Annotated in this window: 12 protein-coding genes, 3 tRNA genes and 2 rRNA genes (1 of these 17 cut by a window edge); 1 reads left to right on the plus strand and 16 read right to left on the minus strand. The window is 32.0% G+C overall.

Annotation, left to right across the window (positions count from 1 at the left end; translation table 11 throughout):
• Positions 1-3 precede the first annotated feature (3 nt).
• Positions 4-1887, minus strand: a complete 1884-nt coding sequence (locus F3K33_RS14690) for a cache domain-containing sensor histidine kinase (protein ID WP_039768787.1) — start codon at positions 1885-1887, stop codon at positions 4-6.
• Positions 1888-2451: 564 nt separating this feature from the next.
• A complete protein-coding gene (locus F3K33_RS14695) occupies positions 2452-2925 on the minus strand; it encodes a PaaI family thioesterase (protein WP_012059097.1) in 474 nt (157 codons plus the stop codon).
• Between the two features lie 302 nt (positions 2926-3227).
• Between F3K33_RS14695 and F3K33_RS14700 the strand changes: the two genes are divergently transcribed.
• On the plus strand, positions 3228-4409 hold the full coding sequence (locus F3K33_RS14700) for a sensor domain-containing diguanylate cyclase (RefSeq protein ID WP_242986257.1): 1182 nt from the start codon (positions 3228-3230) through the stop codon (positions 4407-4409).
• 93 nt (positions 4410-4502) lie between these two features.
• Here F3K33_RS14700 and F3K33_RS14705 read toward each other — a convergent pair whose 3' ends face one another.
• From F3K33_RS14705 to F3K33_RS14770, 14 genes are all read right to left on the minus strand, one after another.
• The gene (locus F3K33_RS14705) at positions 4503-6110 is read right to left on the minus strand and encodes a mannose/fructose/sorbose PTS transporter subunit IID (RefSeq protein ID WP_051144768.1); all 1608 of its coding nucleotides are present in this window, start codon (positions 6108-6110) and stop codon (positions 4503-4505) included.
• 2 nt (positions 6111-6112) lie between these two features.
• On the minus strand, positions 6113-6595 hold the full coding sequence (locus tag F3K33_RS14710; protein WP_012059100.1) for a PTS sugar transporter subunit IIB: 483 nt from the start codon (positions 6593-6595) through the stop codon (positions 6113-6115).
• A gap of 18 nt (positions 6596-6613) precedes the next feature.
• The gene (locus tag F3K33_RS14715) at positions 6614-7015 is read right to left on the minus strand and encodes a PTS sugar transporter subunit IIA (RefSeq protein ID WP_012059101.1); all 402 of its coding nucleotides are present in this window, start codon (positions 7013-7015) and stop codon (positions 6614-6616) included.
• 29 nt (positions 7016-7044) lie between these two features.
• A complete protein-coding gene (locus F3K33_RS14720) occupies positions 7045-8217 on the minus strand; it encodes an SIS domain-containing protein (RefSeq protein WP_017212920.1) in 1173 nt (390 codons plus the stop codon).
• A gap of 208 nt (positions 8218-8425) precedes the next feature.
• Positions 8426-8869 (minus strand): PTS sugar transporter subunit IIA, encoded by a 444-nt coding sequence (locus F3K33_RS14725; RefSeq protein ID WP_017212919.1) that lies wholly within the window; start codon positions 8867-8869, stop codon positions 8426-8428.
• The gene (gene agaD, locus F3K33_RS14730) at positions 8869-9672 is read right to left on the minus strand and encodes a PTS galactosamine transporter subunit IID (RefSeq protein WP_017212918.1); all 804 of its coding nucleotides are present in this window, start codon (positions 9670-9672) and stop codon (positions 8869-8871) included. Before agaD ends, F3K33_RS14725 begins: the two co-directional genes overlap by 1 nt.
• On the minus strand, positions 9656-10456 hold the full coding sequence (gene agaC / locus F3K33_RS14735) for a PTS galactosamine transporter subunit IIC (protein ID WP_017212917.1): 801 nt from the start codon (positions 10454-10456) through the stop codon (positions 9656-9658). Before agaC ends, agaD begins: the two co-directional genes overlap by 17 nt.
• Positions 10457-10470: 14 nt before the next feature.
• Positions 10471-10938 carry a PTS galactosamine transporter subunit IIB gene (gene agaB, locus F3K33_RS14740; RefSeq protein WP_026015904.1) on the minus strand — a complete coding sequence of 156 codons (468 nt, stop codon included), beginning with the start codon at positions 10936-10938 and terminating at the stop codon, positions 10471-10473.
• 182 nt (positions 10939-11120) lie between these two features.
• Positions 11121-13871, minus strand: a complete 2751-nt coding sequence (locus F3K33_RS14745; RefSeq protein WP_039768793.1) for a sigma-54-dependent transcriptional regulator — start codon at positions 13869-13871, stop codon at positions 11121-11123.
• Between the two features lie 450 nt (positions 13872-14321).
• Positions 14322-14396: transfer RNA gene (locus F3K33_RS14750), tRNA-Glu, on the minus strand.
• Between the two features lie 20 nt (positions 14397-14416).
• Positions 14417-14493, minus strand: a tRNA-Asp gene (locus F3K33_RS14755).
• A 6-nt stretch (positions 14494-14499) separates the two neighbouring features.
• A tRNA-Phe gene (locus F3K33_RS14760) sits at positions 14500-14575 on the minus strand.
• Positions 14576-14580: 5 nt separating this feature from the next.
• Positions 14581-14697 (minus strand): 5S ribosomal RNA (gene rrf, locus F3K33_RS14765).
• 202 nt (positions 14698-14899) lie between these two features.
• Positions 14900-17015: ribosomal RNA gene (locus tag F3K33_RS14770) — 23S ribosomal RNA — on the minus strand; it runs 793 nt beyond the window's last position.

Below are 17015 nucleotides of genomic sequence, written 5' to 3' on the forward strand. Positions count from 1 at the left end.
CCCTTAAAATATCAATGAAATAATCAAAGTTATTGTAGTTCCTTGTCCTTTAGCACTTTCAATACTAAACTTAGCATCTTCACCATAATAAATCTTTATCCTGTCATATACATTTTTTATACCTATATTTTCATCTTCATCTTTTCCTGATTTCATATTACTTATTATTTCTTGAAGATCTCTATCTTCTATACCCAACCCATTATCTTTTACTACGATTTTTACATAATTATTTTCAAATCTATTTATGCTAACTTTCAATATTCTTTCACTATCATATCCTTTAAATCCATGGATAATTGAATTTTCAATTAAGGGTTGTAATATTAATTTATGAATTCTAGCCCCTAAGACATTTTCATCTACATCTAAATCCAATACAAAGCTATTATTAAATCTAAGCTGCTGCAAACATACATATTTCTTCAACCATTCAACTTCATCATAAATAGTAACTTCCTTATTAATATCGCCTATGCTATATCTTAGTATTTGCGCAAAATTTCCAATAGTATCACTAACTTCATAATTCTCATTTTTAATTGCCATCCAGTTTATACAATCTAAAGTATTATACAAAAAGTGAGGATTAATTTGAGCAACAATTGCCTTTATCTCAGCTTCTCGTCTTTTATTTGATAATTCAACAATAAAATTACTTTGATCTTTTATGTCCCTTATCAAGATATTTATTGTAGACAACATTTCATTAAATTCGTCTCCTATAAATGACATTTCATCTTCTGTGCTTAGCTTTATTTTTACATTGAAATTTCCTTTCTTAGCTTCCTTCATTCCACTGACAATAATTTTAACTGACTCATATAATTTATTTGAGAATATTATAACAACTATTGTTAAGATTATAAGTATCAATCCTAAAAATACAAAAGTTAAATTTCTTAATAACTTAACTTCATAAAATAAATTATCTTTATCAACAACATTAATTACTTTCCAGCCAACACTATCTATAGGAATACTGCTAACAGATATATTTCTATTCTTAAAACTCGGTATTGAATATATTAATTGATTTAGTGTTTCCATATTATCCATATCATTAATCTCACTGCTAGAATAATCTTTTACATATGTCCCAATATACTTCTTATCTTGAAATGATATAACTCTCCCATCATTATCAACTATTACAGAGCACATATTAAGCTTGTCTTCCTCAAAATCTTCCTTATTCATCTCAACATTGCAAACATCAAATAGAATTTGTTCATCAAAACTCATAATAATTATGCCGATTTCACTTTTAGTTCTGATATCTCTAACTTTTAGTCCTATGTGAAACATATACTCAGATTTTCCATGAATAAAGCTATTACAAGTTGTAGGTAATATTATAGGAGTATTACTATTTAAGATTTCAGAATAAATTTTACTTTTGTCAGAATTACTATATTCTTCCCATATTCTATTGTTAATTCCCTGATTACCTTTATCATAATATACATTTCTTCCATTATTCCCAACAAAGGTTATAGCTCTAATTTGATTTCTTGAATAAGAATAAGACCCAAAGGCATCTCTGATTTTATTAATAGAAGCTGCCTTTTCAAACTCATTTCCGTCGTTAAACTTTTTCTCTAATTCCAAGCAATCATTATCTGCTGCAATCCTGTATAAAATATCCTTATAATAATTCATATCAGTTTCTATGTTAGTTTTTATGTAAAATAAATTCCTATCCGTAAGATTTGTAATCTTCTTTTCGAGATAATGTTGTGACAGCTTATATAAAAAAACTTGACTAAGAACCATTGGTATAATTGAAATAATTATAAATATGCTTAACAATTTTGCTTTTATACTATAACGTTTCCAATTCAAAAAATATCTAATTGTATTCGTAGCATTGTTAAAAAATTTCATTATTTATAATTCACCACTCTTTAGACACATGAAAATAAATAGCAAGTCCAAAGTTTCTTTGAATTCTTTTCCTTAGACAAGGCGAGGCGATATATTACCCTCATGGTACCCATCTATTGGGAGAATTTGTAAATGTAGCATGATGGAACATAGGCTTACAAATGGTCTTCTTATTTATTTAATTGTGTCTCATTATTTTAACTTAATACTTACATTATATTCCATTATTTTACTATCAATCAACCGTACAACTTAAAATTCTTCTCATAAAAAGTTAAAAATATAAGAAAGTAACACTGTAACTTCTTATATTCTTAATTTTTTTCCTTTTTTAATTGTAAAAAAGGTTTATTGGAATCAGTTTAACTTTCTTACTTCTTTCAAATTTATTTTTTTAGCTATATATAAGTTATGGAAAGCTTAATTCATTAATGCTTCCCCTAATTTATCAGATACAAATACTGCTGTAGAAAAGGTGGTATTTAAAAAAGAACAAAAGCAAAACTGCTAGTTACTTAACAAAAATTTCGTAACTAGCATTCTTATTTAGCTTATTAAAGATAATCATTTAACTTTTGGTGGGTTTACCTCATCAAAACTTCCAATAACAAAATATGAAGCCTGAGCCTGCACAAGGATCTTCTCATGCTCATCAAATATTTTGCATGTACATCTCATTATATTTTCACCATCGCTGACAACCTTACCCACTGCCGTAATTGTGCTTCCTGCATTTACGTTTTTTATATAGCTAATACTTAAATCCGTAGTTACTATACGCTTTCCTAGAGTTGTGCAAGAAACTCCCATTACAACATCTGCAATTGAAGCCAAGGTTCCTCCGTGTATGTATCCATATATATTACAATGCCTATCTATAATTTTCATTTCGTATATAACTTTTCCCTCTATGACTTCAACAATTTGAGGATCAAGAAAATTTTCAAGTATAGATTTATTATAATTTTCCTCTAAATAACTTTTTAACCAAACAAGATGTTCTTTCGACATAATAACTCCTCCTTCACTTCCACGCATTACTTAAAATATCTTTCTTAATAACCTTTAAATCAATTATTAGTTTTACCTTTCTTTTACGCAAATATATATTATTTTCACTCAATCTTGTATTAGATATAGAATTATTATAGCAAACAAATTAAATATCTCCTAACTTTACAGCTAATTCCTCGTATTAAGATACAATGTAGTTTATATTATTTAGCTTACACAAAAATCCAAGTTGAATATAATTTGGATTTTTATTGATTTTTATAAAAATATTATATAAAATGAATTAGTAGACTAATTGATAACAATATTCAATTAATAATCAAGAGGTGAATGATTTGAATATAAGAAAAAACAAACTACTTTTTATATATAATTTTATAGCCATAATTAATTTTACTTTCAATACTACGGCTTTTGCTGCAGTAAAAAACAGTATAAGCGAAGACGCCCCTTTATACACTTTCATAAATTTTACTAGCTATATTTATAATAATTACAAAACTTTCATATTCATTATTTTAGGTATTATTTGTATATCATTATTAGATGCTTTTTACTGCCTTGTCATAAAAGCAAGGGAACAGTCAAAATATTTAAAAGACTTAGATTTAGAACGCGAAAGATATTTTATAGTTGTTGAACAATTAAATGATATTATATTTGATTTTGACATAACTGAGAAAAAAATCTTAAGTTCCTCTAAGTTTGAAGAAACCTTTGGATGGACATTAAATATTCAAGATTATAATAAAGGTTTTTTAAATGAATTGAAAATACATCCTGATGATAAGATATTAATTAATAAAATCACCGATGACATGAAAGCTTTAAACAAACAGTCAATTATAAAAGAAATCCGACTAATGAAGAGTAATGGGGACTATCTTTGGTGTGAGCTAAAACTAAACTATATACAAAGAGAGAATAAGATTGTCAGAGTGATAGGCAAAATTACTGATATCGATCATATCGTAAAAGAACATTCTCTGCTAAAGCTAAGATCTGAATATGATCAGCTCACACAAATATATAATAAATCTACATTCTATGAAAAAGTTAAAAATTATATTATAGATAACAAAAATGATAACTGTATGCTGATTTTTATAGATTTAGATAATTTTAAATCTATAAATGATAATTTAGGACATATGGTTGGTGATGAAGTGCTAAAGGATACCGCAAATAAAATTTGTGACGTCTTTAACGGTACAGATGTTATTATTTCACGGTTTGGCGGAGATGAATTTTGTGTATTTAAACCAAGTCATTCTATTTCATTTATAAAAGATAAAATTAGTATTTTATGCAATAATCTTAATGCTACATATATTGGCAATAATACTGAAATAACTGTATCTGCGAGCATCGGTGTTGCCTTTTACCCTAAACATGGAGATACTTTAGAATCTTTAATTCATAAATCAGATATAGCATTATACAGTTCTAAAGAAAATGGAAAAAATCAATTTACCATATACAACAAAAATCTTGAAATTGAATGTTGAATTAAATCTAAAATTAAGAAATCCTCGAAATTACTATCGAGGATTTCTTAATTTTTAGTTTGAAACAAAGAATAAACATACTTTTATCAAACCCTATATACCTAAAATACCTATTGAGTATCCTATAACTCCAAATATCATTAAACCAACCATACATATAAGAGGAGATACTTTTTTCTGGAGTAACCAATAAATCAGAAAAGTCAGCATCAATGGTAGTATATTAGGCATTATGTTATCTAACTGCTCCTGAATTGTATAGGATGTTAATGAACTTCCTTGCGTTAAAGTATAAAGGACGAATGGTACTTTTATTATAGTCCACTTTGCAACTAATCCTCCTATTACAGTATAAGTAAGTACTACTAAGGCACTTCTATACTTTGGCACCGCACCTTTAAGTTTATTAATTATACTCGTTCCTTCTCTATAAGCTATCATAAGTCCATTATATCGTATTATTAATCTCACAATATTAATCATTATAAAAAATAAGATTGGCCCTGCGACATTTCCACTAAGTGATATTCCGGCACATACCGCTGCTATTACAGGTCTTATAATTCCCCATATAATTGGATCTCCTATACCTGCAAGCGGCCCGGCTAGTGCTATTTTAATCTGAACTATTCCTGATTGATCTACTTTTTCCTGCATACTTTCTTCAACTGCAATATTAGCTCCAAGTATTACATTTGAAATAAATGGCTGGCAATTAAAGTACTCTAAGTGAACCTTTACAGCTTTTTGTAACTCCTCCTTGGTTCTATATAGTTTTTTTAGAATAGGCATCATGCAATAACAATAACAAAGATTTTGAAGCCGTTCATAGTTCCAAGATATTTGATAAAATTGACTTCTCCAAAAAACTCTCATTAAATCCTTTTTAGTAACTTTAACTTTTATGATGTTTTCTTCATTTTCAATAAATTGCTCTCTCTTTGTTCTAGTCTTATTACTTGCTTTTTCAATCATATTTGAAATTTGTAAATATATTAGTGCTAAGCTAATTCCCATAAAAGTTAATCCAACTAAGGTCATCTGAGAAAATGTCATTACTAAAAATCCCATTAAGAAAAATGCAATCATTTCTTTTACATTTAAAATTCTAAGAATCATTGCATATCCAACTACAACTAAAAAGCCACTAGACACCTGAAGTCCTTTAGTTATTGCCTCTGGAACATAATTTAAAATACTATTCAATATATTTGCATCAGCAAATAATGCAACTAACATTGCTGGAATAGCCATCCTTAAAGCACTTGGAATGGCTGTTATAAAATGTGCTGCTGTCACCTTCCAAAGCTCACCCTTATCTACACCCTTTTCTGCCCAATGCATTATACCAACATCTATAGTTCCTTTTTGCAGTATAAAAAGCATTTGTCCTACAACAGCTAATGGAATTGCAATCCCTATTGCTACTCCTATACTTTGTTTTCCAAGCACACAAAGTATGACTGCCACTATGGAAGATAAAGTTGAATCTGGTGGAGTTGCAACCCCAATAGTCATCCACCCAAGAGCAATTAATTCTACCTGGGCTCCAATTATAACTCCTGTCTTTATATCTCCTAAAGCGATTCCAATAAGCGTAGCCGTAACCAAGGGCCTATGAGTTTGAAATTCCTCTGAAGCAGATCCAATACCACATATTGAAGCAAATAAAAATATAAGTAAGGCTTGTGTTAATGACATTATTACCTTCTCCTTGCTTTTAGAGTATTAAAAAACTCTGTCTTCTTATCTGTTGGTAGAATCCTTATCTCTATTTCCACCTCAGAATCTGCAATTTTCTTCAATGCCTCTATCTCCTTATCATCTAAATAAAGATTGGTATTTATTTTTTCTTTATCTTTCTTAAATGACATTCCGCCTAAGTTTAGACTTTTTATCTTACCTCCACCTTCTATAAACTCAAGAACTTCAAAAGGATTTCCAAAGACCATTATTACATCTTCATACTCACATTCCTCTTCATAAAGTTCTAAAGCCTTTAAAGTGTCACAAAATATTATTTTTATATCTTCAGGAACGGATAATTCTATAAAAGTTTTTCTTATATCATTTTCTGCAACTTCTTTATTAACAACTATTATTTCCGTTACATCTTCATAAGTGCACCAATTATTTATTAATTGACCATGTACCAGCCTATCATCTAATCTAACTATTTTTAGCACTATACCGCTCCTTTCATTTTACTTTTGTATATCATTGTAACGCTGCCTTATATTAATTACACCGTTTTGACCAAAATGTTCAGCTAAAGAAGATATTTTCTCTAAATCCTGAACCATATATGGTATTATTTCTAAAATCATTGGCATATTCATACCTGTAATTATATTTACATTTTTTCTGTCCATAAATAAGCATGCCGCATTATATGGTGTCCCGCCTAAGATGTCTACAAGCATTAAAACTTCATCCACATTTAGCTCTTCAATAGTCCTATCTATCTTATCTTTAAGACTTTCTATACTTTTATCGACTTCAAGACAGATAGTTCTTATTTTTTCCTGCTTACCATATATCATCTCAACTGAATTTATTAGTGCTTTCGCATAGCTTCCATGTGAAATTGCTATTATACCAACCATTTTAATACACCTCAAGATATGTTTATTAATTATCTTTTATATATTACCACACCTTGTGCTACTTTGTTAACTATTCCTGACTCACAAATTAAATCTGTCTTAGAACCTCTTCTAATAGCATTTAGTATTGCAAAGCTTTGAAGATATAGTGAATACTGAAATACTATATGACTATCATCACTATATTTAAAATTATTTTTGTTGAAGTAGAAATAATAATCACAATTTTTATCTATTTCTTCATCATAATCCATAGAAATAGCAACTATGGTACTATTTATTTTATTACTATAACATTCCTTTAAAACATCTAATTCGTATTTTATACTCTGAGAATCATTGCTAAAGAAAAATGATATTAAACACTTTGAATTCATTGCAAGCTTTGGGCCATGTCTAAATTCTAACATTGAGTGGAATTCTGTACGTTGAAGCCCCGTTGATAATTCACTTATCTTTAAACACATTTCTGATGCTAATGGATTCAAAGCTCCAGTTCCAAGTGCTGCTACTGTATCATATATTTTATTACTTACAGCATGAGATTTATAAATATCTTCTTTTAAAAATCTGCCAGCATCTTCAATAATATTTTTAAACATCTCTTCATAATAATCATAATTATTAATGTCAAAAATTAAAAGAAGATACTCTATAAGAAGTGTGAATTCTCCCGTTGCAGCAATACTTTTATCCTTCGTCCTTGGAGGAATAGGAATATATAAACTATTTTTATCTTCTCCATATTTACTTATAATTTCCCCTTTTCCATTACAAATTATAAGTAGTTGATATAATTCAATTCCTTTTTTCTTGAAAATTTCAACTGCTTCTAACCCCTCAATTGTATTTCCTGATCCTCCTAATGACACTAAAAGCACTGGTGAATTATCCAAAATATAACTATCTTCATTTTCTATGAGAGTTGTTGAAGCTATTGATATAACTTCCTTTTTAGTAATTCTTCTTAAATAATTTTCTGTTATTGCAGCCGCTTTTGCAGAGCTTCCTGCTCCAACTAGGTATATCTTAAGTCCTTCTACTTCTTCTATCTTATTTAGAAAAGCTCTTATTTTATCTGTATTCCTTTTTATTGTTTCTATTCCCTCTTCCCATAATTCTAATTGTCTTTCCATTTCTAAAGCTGTATTATATCCATCAATTCTCTTTAATTCATCTTCCTGTATTCCTAAAATTCTCATTAATAATCACTCCTTAATCTCAATCTATTTTTCTGCATTTATAGATCTAATCCTTCACAACTTTTTAATCTTATCATTTGTTAAAATATATCTTTCAAAAAAGCTTAATAATAAAAGTCACGTCTATAAAATAGGACTGTTACATAATCTATTTCACTTGATTTTGTAACAGTCATCATTCTAAAGTTCTTAATTCTTCTTTATCATTTTATATCCCATCATCCATAGATGAGTCATTATTATCTGCTGAATTTCCTGAATTAATTTTTGTAAATCTTACTGCTGTATCCTTAGTACTATTTACAACACTATCTGCTAATTCAGCAATTTCCATAGAATCTTTCAGTAAAATTCCTTCTAGTATTGCACCTATATTACATCCAGCTACAACTTCCATATTTTCTTTTTCATAAGAAAGTTCAACGCATACTTTAAAAGGTGTCCCTCCTAAAATGTCACAGACAAATAAATTTTGATCTGCTTTATTATTAGCTAAGGCATTAATTACCTTGTCCTTCAAAGTTACATCTGTATCTTCTTCTAAGAAATCAATAAATTCAACGCCTTCATTGTGCCCAGCTAAAAGCCTTATAGAACTTTCAACTCCTGTGCCATAATTTCCATGTCCAGTTATGATTATATTAGTCTTCATTATAATACCCCCAATAATGATAGCAATATTGCTAATGCAAAGGTAACTAAAATTAGGATAGTTGGATTAACATTTTTCTTCTTTAAGAAATAAAACATAAGTAATGTATATCCCATAGGTAGTATATTAGGTAATATTTTATCAACAAAATCAGTTTGTAATGATATAGCATGATCTGCACTTATTGAAATGCTTGGAAGTAAAGTGATATGCACATAAGATGCTATTAACCCACCAATTACAGTAACTCCAAGAGTTGTTGCTGCTTTAGAAATAGATTTTGAATTTTCCTTTAAAATATCAATAGCTTTTACTCCTAGCTTATACCCTGCACTTGTCCATATTATACGAGATAAGAATACGCATACATAAACACCAAAGAATAGTATAGGTCCCACGATACTGCCTTGACTTGCAAATGATGCGCTAATTCCTGCGACTATTGGTAATAGAGTAAACCAAAGAAGTGCATCTCCAATACCTGCTAGCGGTCCAAATAAAGCAACCTTCAAACCTTTTATAAGACTTCTATCTTCACTATTTTCTTCTAGCGATAAAACTAATCCCATAAGAAATCCTACCAAAGTTGGATTAGTATTTATAAATTCTAAGTTATCCTTCATAGATTGTGATACTTTCTCTTTATCATTGTTATGAATCTTCTTTAAGAAAGGTAGTAAAGCACAAGTCCATCCTGCTGCCTGCATTCTTTCATAGTTGAAACTTGCTTGTAGCAAAACTGATCTAAAGGCAAGTTTTCTAAGATCTTTCTTGGTTAATTTGTTATTAGATTCCGTCTTCATAATCTTCTCTCCCTTGATTTGAATTTACTACATTTACAACTTGAGCTTTATTTTTGTCATTTACATATCCATATAAAGCAAAAGCTGCTCCTATTAATGCTACTGGTAATAAATTTGTAAATTGTACAAATGAAGCTACTAAAAATCCTATAATAAGGAATGGAACATATTCTATCTTAAGCATTACTCTAAGTAATAATCCAAATCCAACTGCTGGTAAAATTCCACCTGCTATTTCAAATCCGTGTTTTAACCATTCTGGCATACTTTCAACTAAAGTTCTCATTGGTTCTTGAGCAACATATGTACAAAGGAATACAATCACACCATAAGTTATTCCAACTATAAGAGTTGTTGTTATATTCAATCTTGTAAATGCTGCAGTATCGCCTTCTTCTGCATACTTATCAGCTTTATTCATGAATACTGAAAATGCTGAATAGTAAAAAAGAATTACATATTGCATTAAGAAACTAAATGGTAGTGCTAATCCAATTGTTGCTTTAACGTCTGCTCCAGTTGTATACGCAATAACTGTTGTCATAATACCTGCTAGTATTGGGTTAGGCGGCTGTGTTCCTCCTACTGGAGTAAGTCCTGCGAAAGCTAATTCAGTAAGTCCTCCTGCGATAAGTCCTGTTGTTATATCTCCTAAAATGGCTCCTGTTAATGTACATACTATTATTGGTCTAAATATATATAATCCTTCTAACCAGAAATCAAATCCAACTATCATTGCCATAATTGCAAGAAGAATACCTTGTAATAACGTTATACTATGCATTATAATTCCTCCCTTTATTCAATATTTGTTTTAATATCTCCAGGTGTATCTTGTGCGAATACTTTTACACCCTTTGATTCAATATATTTTAGATCTTCTATATCTTTATCATCTACATAAACCTTTTTAGTAATAGCTCTCTTTCCATCTGAAAAGTGCATATTTCCAACATTTAATTCTTTTATAGGTACTCCACCATCAACTAATTTTCTTACTACCTCTGGTGTTTTACATACTATAAAAATCTTTTGGCTTGGAGATGCTTTGTGTATAACATCTATAGTTTTTTGAATAGTGAAAAATCTGATTCCAACCCCTGAAGATTCTGCTGTCATTGACATTAATTGTTGTTGTACTGGATCTGATGCTGCAGTATCATCTACAACTACTAGTAAATTAGCTCCTAGGGATGTCGTCCAAGTAACACCTACTTGTCCATGAACTAATCTGTTATCAATTCTTGTCATTAATATATTTGGCATATTTAATTCCTCCTTAATCTTTATGCTTATATATAAAGCAAGCCCCATGCCAAGTAGTGTACATATTACTACTTAACATGGGGCTTTTCTATAAGAATGCATCTATCCTTTTATTCATTTTATATATTAATACAGAATAAAGCCTTAAGTTTGCTTATTTTCTAATGTTTCTAAAAACTTTATTAAAGATCAAAGTTTTTAACTTTATTTTTAATACTGTCATATATAAAACCTATTTCTGATATAGGAATCTCTACTCTATAGAAATTTTCTATTACACTAAAAGCTTTTCTCGTCATTTTTATAAAGTGTACATGACACTGTTCGAAATCCTCACAATCTCTGTAATTCATAATAGGATCTTTTATTACTAATCTCTCTATCATGCAGCTTATGTGTATATATAAACTTATCTTTAAATCATTTTCTAATTTAAAGCCTAGGCTTCTTTCTAAATTAGTAAGAGCATCTTCTACTTGATCTACTATTTTATCTGGGTTTAATATTGTAAGATAATTTAAAACATTTTCTAATGTAAATAACTTGACAGCTTCTTTATTTATCTTTTCAATAATGTTATCATCTACAATTCCCTTTAAGGTATTAGATAGTACTGAATCAGCTTTTTTCATTATAAGGTTTTCTAGTGATATAAAAGGAATATTCTCTATCTTTGGATCATTTGTACCAATTATGAGTTTTACATTATATTGTTTAAATACAAAATCTTCTTTTCCATTTTCTTTTAAACTCTCATAATCATAAGCGACAACCTTTACTTCATCTTCGTTAAAACAATTATTTAACAAATCTTTTATTTTACTTGCTGTTCCAATACCAGTTATACAAGTTGTTATTATTACATCTGATTTCTTTTTACTAGATTCTATATAATTTACTTTACTTACATTTTTCTTAGATGCTTCTTCTGCAATTTGTTTTAAGGGCTGTAAGCTAAGAATCCTGCTTCCTATATCTAAAACTAATTTAGTAGAAACATTATCTACTATAGCTATATCTCCGTATATTTCTTTTTCTAATAATATATAAATAGTCTCAAGCGAACCCATATCTACAAGTATTAAAAGTCCCTTTGAAGTATCTATTGTTTTTACATATTCTAAGATCTTATTACTTACATCTAAAGGTGAGCTTTCTATAGGCATATCAAATGGCTCAAAAATATATTTACCAAACAGCCTGTTAGCCACGCCTGCAATACTGCTTGCAGTTGAATGGCCATGAGCTATTATTATTGCATTAACATTATTTTGAATGGATTTATCCAATGATCTTATATATATTAGTAAATAAATTTCTACTGATTTATTTATTTCTAAATCTAAGTTATTATGAATATCTTCAATTAGCTTTAAAACCAGCTTATACTCCTTATGGAACTTTTTACTCAATTGTTTGATTAATGAAATCTCTTCTTTAATATAATCTTCGTTTTGAAATTCAACAAAATATGTTATAAGATTAGCCATAATTTCTGAACTATTTGTTAAATAATCGATTCCATAATTTAAATTCATAAAATGCAAAGTACTTTCAACTGTTTTTTCTATTGACCTATAAATAACATTTTTTGAGTTTCTATATTTCTCATTAAAAACTATATGATCAATTAAATCATTAAATATTTTAGTTCCATTAATAAAAAACTCTTCCTCTGTTATTTTGCCTTTTTCTAATTCCTTGATAGCTTCATTTAATTCTTCTGTAATTCCTGATGCCTTATTTATATGAGTATTTAAATAATCTCGACCATTTTTTTCCGAACAGCTTATAAACAGGTCATTTATATTTAAGTTATTTAAACTAATATCCTCGTCCTGCTCTATTATATCCTTTGGAAGATTATTTATTTTTACTTTTAATACTTTTGTTCTTTTCTCCTGAGTATTATTTAAGGCATTGGCGCAGCTGAGCTTTATAGCATTTATAAGTTTACCAATATTGCCATGAGCATTGCTATTAATCAGTATATTTATAACCTGACTATTAACAATAATATCCCTATTTATATTTAAGGCTTCTCTCTTATAAAAATTATCTATAAGATCTAGCTTTTCCTTTAAGGGTCTCTCTTTAAAGCTTGGTATCTTTACAATTAGAGGTATACGCCTTAAAAATGTCTGAAGAAATTTATTCTCAGGATTCTCTGTAGTCGCAAAAATCAACCTTACATTTGCGTGTCTTTTTTTCTCCGTTTCACCAAGCCTTCTAAATATCCCCTTATCTAAAAATAAGAATAATTTTTCTTGACCTTCTGGTGGTAATCTATGAATTTCATCTAGAAATAGATAACCTCCATTTGCTTTTTCTATAAGACCTATTCTATCACTATCAGCACCTGTATAAGCACCTTTGGCCGATCCAAAAAGTATAGCTGAAAATAACTCTGGGTTATTTGCATATTCCGCACAATTAAATATTTCAAAAGGAGCTTCTTCTTTTATATAGCTGCAATTTCTCGCATAATCATATACCTTTTGTGCTAAAAAACTTTTTCCAACTCCTGAACTTCCAATAAGTAAAAACGGTAACCCATTTGGTGGATATGAAACTGCTGATTTACACTGCTGAACGACATCCTTTAAGCTGCTGCTTGCCCCTATAAGTTCCTTAAAATTATCTATATCATTATTAGTATTTGAATAGCTAACTTCTTTAATATAATCAGAAATCAGCATAAATCTATCACTGTCTTCTTCATACACTTCCTTGCTTATAAAGTAGACAGGTCTCTTATTTACTTTTATTGCTTCTTCCTCTTTAGTCAGCTCATTTAATACATGACTTACTAAATTTCTTTGAAGCCCAAGTTTATCTGCTATAGTAAGAGCATTTATTCCGTATTCCATGCTTCCATCTATTTTAAGAGAAAGTTCTTTCAACTTTATTCTAATCTTTTCCTTATTAGTCATAGACCTGCCTTCTAACTCTTTCGTTTATATTACATATACTGTCACCTATATTTATATACACTACCACTATCAGTTGTTTTAACATTGTATCTAAATATAGAATTCGGATTACATAATAAAGTATAATTAATATATATGTTGCAATTCACAATTACAGCTAAAATTCTTGCAATATTTTTAGAATTATGATGAAGAATTATTTTTGCAATATATAATATTGTTTAACGTAATTTTTTAAAATTTTGCTAAAATCAACTTTTATAATATATATCAACTTGGATTTTAGCATTGAATATATCATTTATGCAAGGTCAAAAGTCTAGAAATTTTAATAATTTATCCGATTATTCATGTTAATCACTTTGTTGGCTAACAAATGCTTTAATCTTCAAATATTTTGTTATATGAAAAAAAATAAGTTCTAGATAAACTAGAACTTATTTTTCAACTTGGTGACTCCTAGGGGAATCGAACCCCTGTTACCACCGTGAAAGGGTGGTGTCTTAACCGCTTGACCAAGGAGCCATATTAAGTTTTATTTAAATTGGCGACTCAGAAGGGGCTCGAACCCTCGACCTCCGGCGTGACAGGCCGGCACTCTAACCAACTGAGCTACTGAGCCGTATTATGGTGGCTCGAACTGGAATCGAACCAGTGACACGAGGATTTTCAGTCCTCTGCTCTACCGACTGAGCTATCGAGCCATCTTACCTCGCAACGTCCTACTCTGCCACACAGTCTCCCATGCAGTACCATCGGCGCTATAGACCTTAACTTTCCTGTTCGGAATGGGAAGGAGTGTTACCTCTATGCCATCATCACGAGATGCATAATTTACAGAAATCTTCGATTTCGTGTAAATTAGCACTCAGCGAACGAATGTGAGTCGAGTTTCCTTTGAAAAAAGACTCTTAGCTTACGCTTATACTACATTTACATGAATCTACTACTGTAATTATTCCTTTGAAAAAACTTTGTTCTTTCAAAATTGCACACAGTTTCTTTAATGTATTTACAACTTGACTATATTGGTCAAGCCCTCGACCTATTAGTATCAGTCAGCTAAATACGTTGCCGCACTTACACCTCTGACCTATCAACCTTGTAGTCTTCAAGGGGTCTTACTAGCTTATGCTATGGGAAATCTCATCTTGAGGTGGGCTTCACACTTAGATGCTTTCAGCGTTTATCCCTTCCCGACTTAGCTACCCAGCTATGCTTCTGGCGAAACAACTGGTACACCATAGGTCAGTCCATCCCGGTCCTCTCGTACTAAGGACAGCTCCTCTCAAATTTCCTACGCCCGCGACGGATAGGGACCGAACTGTCTCACGACGTTCTGAACCCAGCTCGCGTGCCGCTTTAATGGGCGAACAGCCCAACCCTTGGGACCTACTTCAGCCCCAGGATGCGACGAGCCGACATCGAGGTGCCAAACCTCCCCGTCGATGTGAACTCTTGGGGGAGATCAGCCTGTTATCCCCGAGGTAGCTTTTATCCGTTGAGCGATGGCCCTCCCACGAGGTACCACCGGATCACTAAGCCCGACTTTCGTCCCTGCTCCACTTGTAGGTGTCGCAGTCAGGCTCCCTTCTGCCTTTACACTCTTCGAACGATTTCCGACCGTTCTGAGGGAACCTTTGGGCGCCTCCGTTACATTTTAGGAGGCGACCGCCCCAGTCAAACTGCCCACCTAACAATGTCCTGTCACCAGTTTCATGGCATCCAGTTAGAACTTCAATACTATCAGGGTGGTATCCCAACAACGACTCCACCAAGGCTGACGCCCTAGTTTCCCAGTCTCCCACCTATCCTGTACAGACAATACCGAAATTCAATGCTAAGCTACAGTAAAGCTCTACGGGGTCTTTCCGTCCAATCGCGGGTAGCGAGCATCTTCACTCGCACTACAACTTCGCCGGATTTGCAGTTGAGACAGTGCACAAGTCATTACGCCATTCGTGCGGGTCAGAACTTACCTGACAAGGAATTTCGCTACCTTAGGACCGTTATAGTTACGGCCGCCGTTTACTGGGGCTTAAGTTCACACCTTCGCGTTACCACTAAGTGTTCCCCTTAACCTTCCAGCACCGGGCAGGCGTCAGCCCCTATACATCAGCTTTCGCTTTAGCAGAGACCTGTGTTTTTGTTAAACAGTTGCTTGTGCCTATTCTCTGCGGCCTGATTTCTCAGGCACCCCTTCTCCCGAAGTTACGGGGTCAATTTGCCTAGTTCCTTAACTGCAATTCTTCCGTCGGCCTTAGGATTCTCTCCTCATCTACCTGTGTCGGTTTGCGGTACGGGCACTACTTCTCTTTCTAGATGCTTTTCTTGGAAGCATGGAATCAGATACTTCGGTTCCGTAGAACCTTCCCCATCACGCCTCAGAATTGTTGGAACGGATTTGCCAATCCCAACTCCCTAAACGCTTAGACTAGCATCCAATAGCTAGCACATCCTATCCTTCTCCGTCACACCATCGATAATAACGATTATAGTGGTATTGGAATATCAACCAATTGTCCATCGACTACGCCTTTCGGCCTCGCCTTAGGTCCCGACTAACCCTGAGAAGACAAACTTTACTCAGGAAACCTTAGATATTCGGCCTGTAGGATTCTCGCCTACATCTCGCTACTAATGCCAACATTCTCACTCGTAATCAGTCCATCGCTCCTTACGGTACGACTTCAGCCCGATTACGACGCTCCTCTACCGCTCACGTTAAACGTGAACCCGTAGCTTCGGTGGTAAGTTTGAGCCCCGGACATTTTCGGCGCAGGATCTCTTGACTAGTGAGCTATTACGCACTCTTTTAATGAGTGGCTGCTTCTAAGCCAACATCCTAGTTGTCTTAGAAATCCCACATCCTTTTCCACTTAACTTACACTTTGGGACCTTAGCTGACGATCTGGGCTGTTTCCCTTTTGACCATGGAACTTATCTTTCATAGTCTGACTGCCGGACTGATAGTATGTGGCATTCGGAGTTTGATAAGGTTCGGTAAGCGCTATGCCCCCTAGCCTATTCAGTGCTCTACCTCCACTACTCACATTTTCCGACGCTAGCCCTAAAGCTATTTCGAGGAGAACCAGCTATATCCGAGTTCGATTGGAATTTCTCCGCTATCCACAGCTCATCCCA

The organism is Clostridium beijerinckii (genome assembly GCF_008705175.1).
Lineage (GTDB): Bacteria > Bacillota > Clostridia > Clostridiales > Clostridiaceae > Clostridium > Clostridium beijerinckii.

Bases quoted from the DNA above. Each gene is read 5' to 3' on its own strand.
- F3K33_RS14690 (WP_039768787.1), bottom strand. From the start codon at position 1,887: ATGAAATTTTTTAACAATGCTACGAATACAATTAGATATTTTTTGAAT.
- F3K33_RS14695 (WP_012059097.1), bottom strand. From the start codon at position 2,925: ATGCGTGGAAGTGAAGGAGGAGTTATTATGTCGAAAGAACATCTTGTT.
- F3K33_RS14705 (WP_051144768.1), bottom strand. From the start codon at position 6,110: ATGTCATTAACACAAGCCTTACTTATATTTTTATTTGCTTCAATATGT.
- F3K33_RS14715 (WP_012059101.1), bottom strand. From the start codon at position 7,015: ATGGTTGGTATAATAGCAATTTCACATGGAAGCTATGCGAAAGCACTA.
- F3K33_RS14720 (WP_017212920.1), bottom strand. From the start codon at position 8,217: ATGAGAATTTTAGGAATACAGGAAGATGAATTAAAGAGAATTGATGGA.
- F3K33_RS14725 (WP_017212919.1), bottom strand. From the start codon at position 8,869: ATGAAGACTAATATAATCATAACTGGACATGGAAATTATGGCACAGGA.
- agaD (WP_017212918.1), bottom strand. From the start codon at position 9,672: ATGAAGACGGAATCTAATAACAAATTAACCAAGAAAGATCTTAGAAAA.
- agaC (WP_017212917.1), bottom strand. From the start codon at position 10,456: ATGCATAGTATAACGTTATTACAAGGTATTCTTCTTGCAATTATGGCA.
- agaB (WP_026015904.1), bottom strand. From the start codon at position 10,938: ATGCCAAATATATTAATGACAAGAATTGATAACAGATTAGTTCATGGA.
- F3K33_RS14745 (WP_039768793.1), bottom strand. From the start codon at position 13,871: ATGACTAATAAGGAAAAGATTAGAATAAAGTTGAAAGAACTTTCTCTT.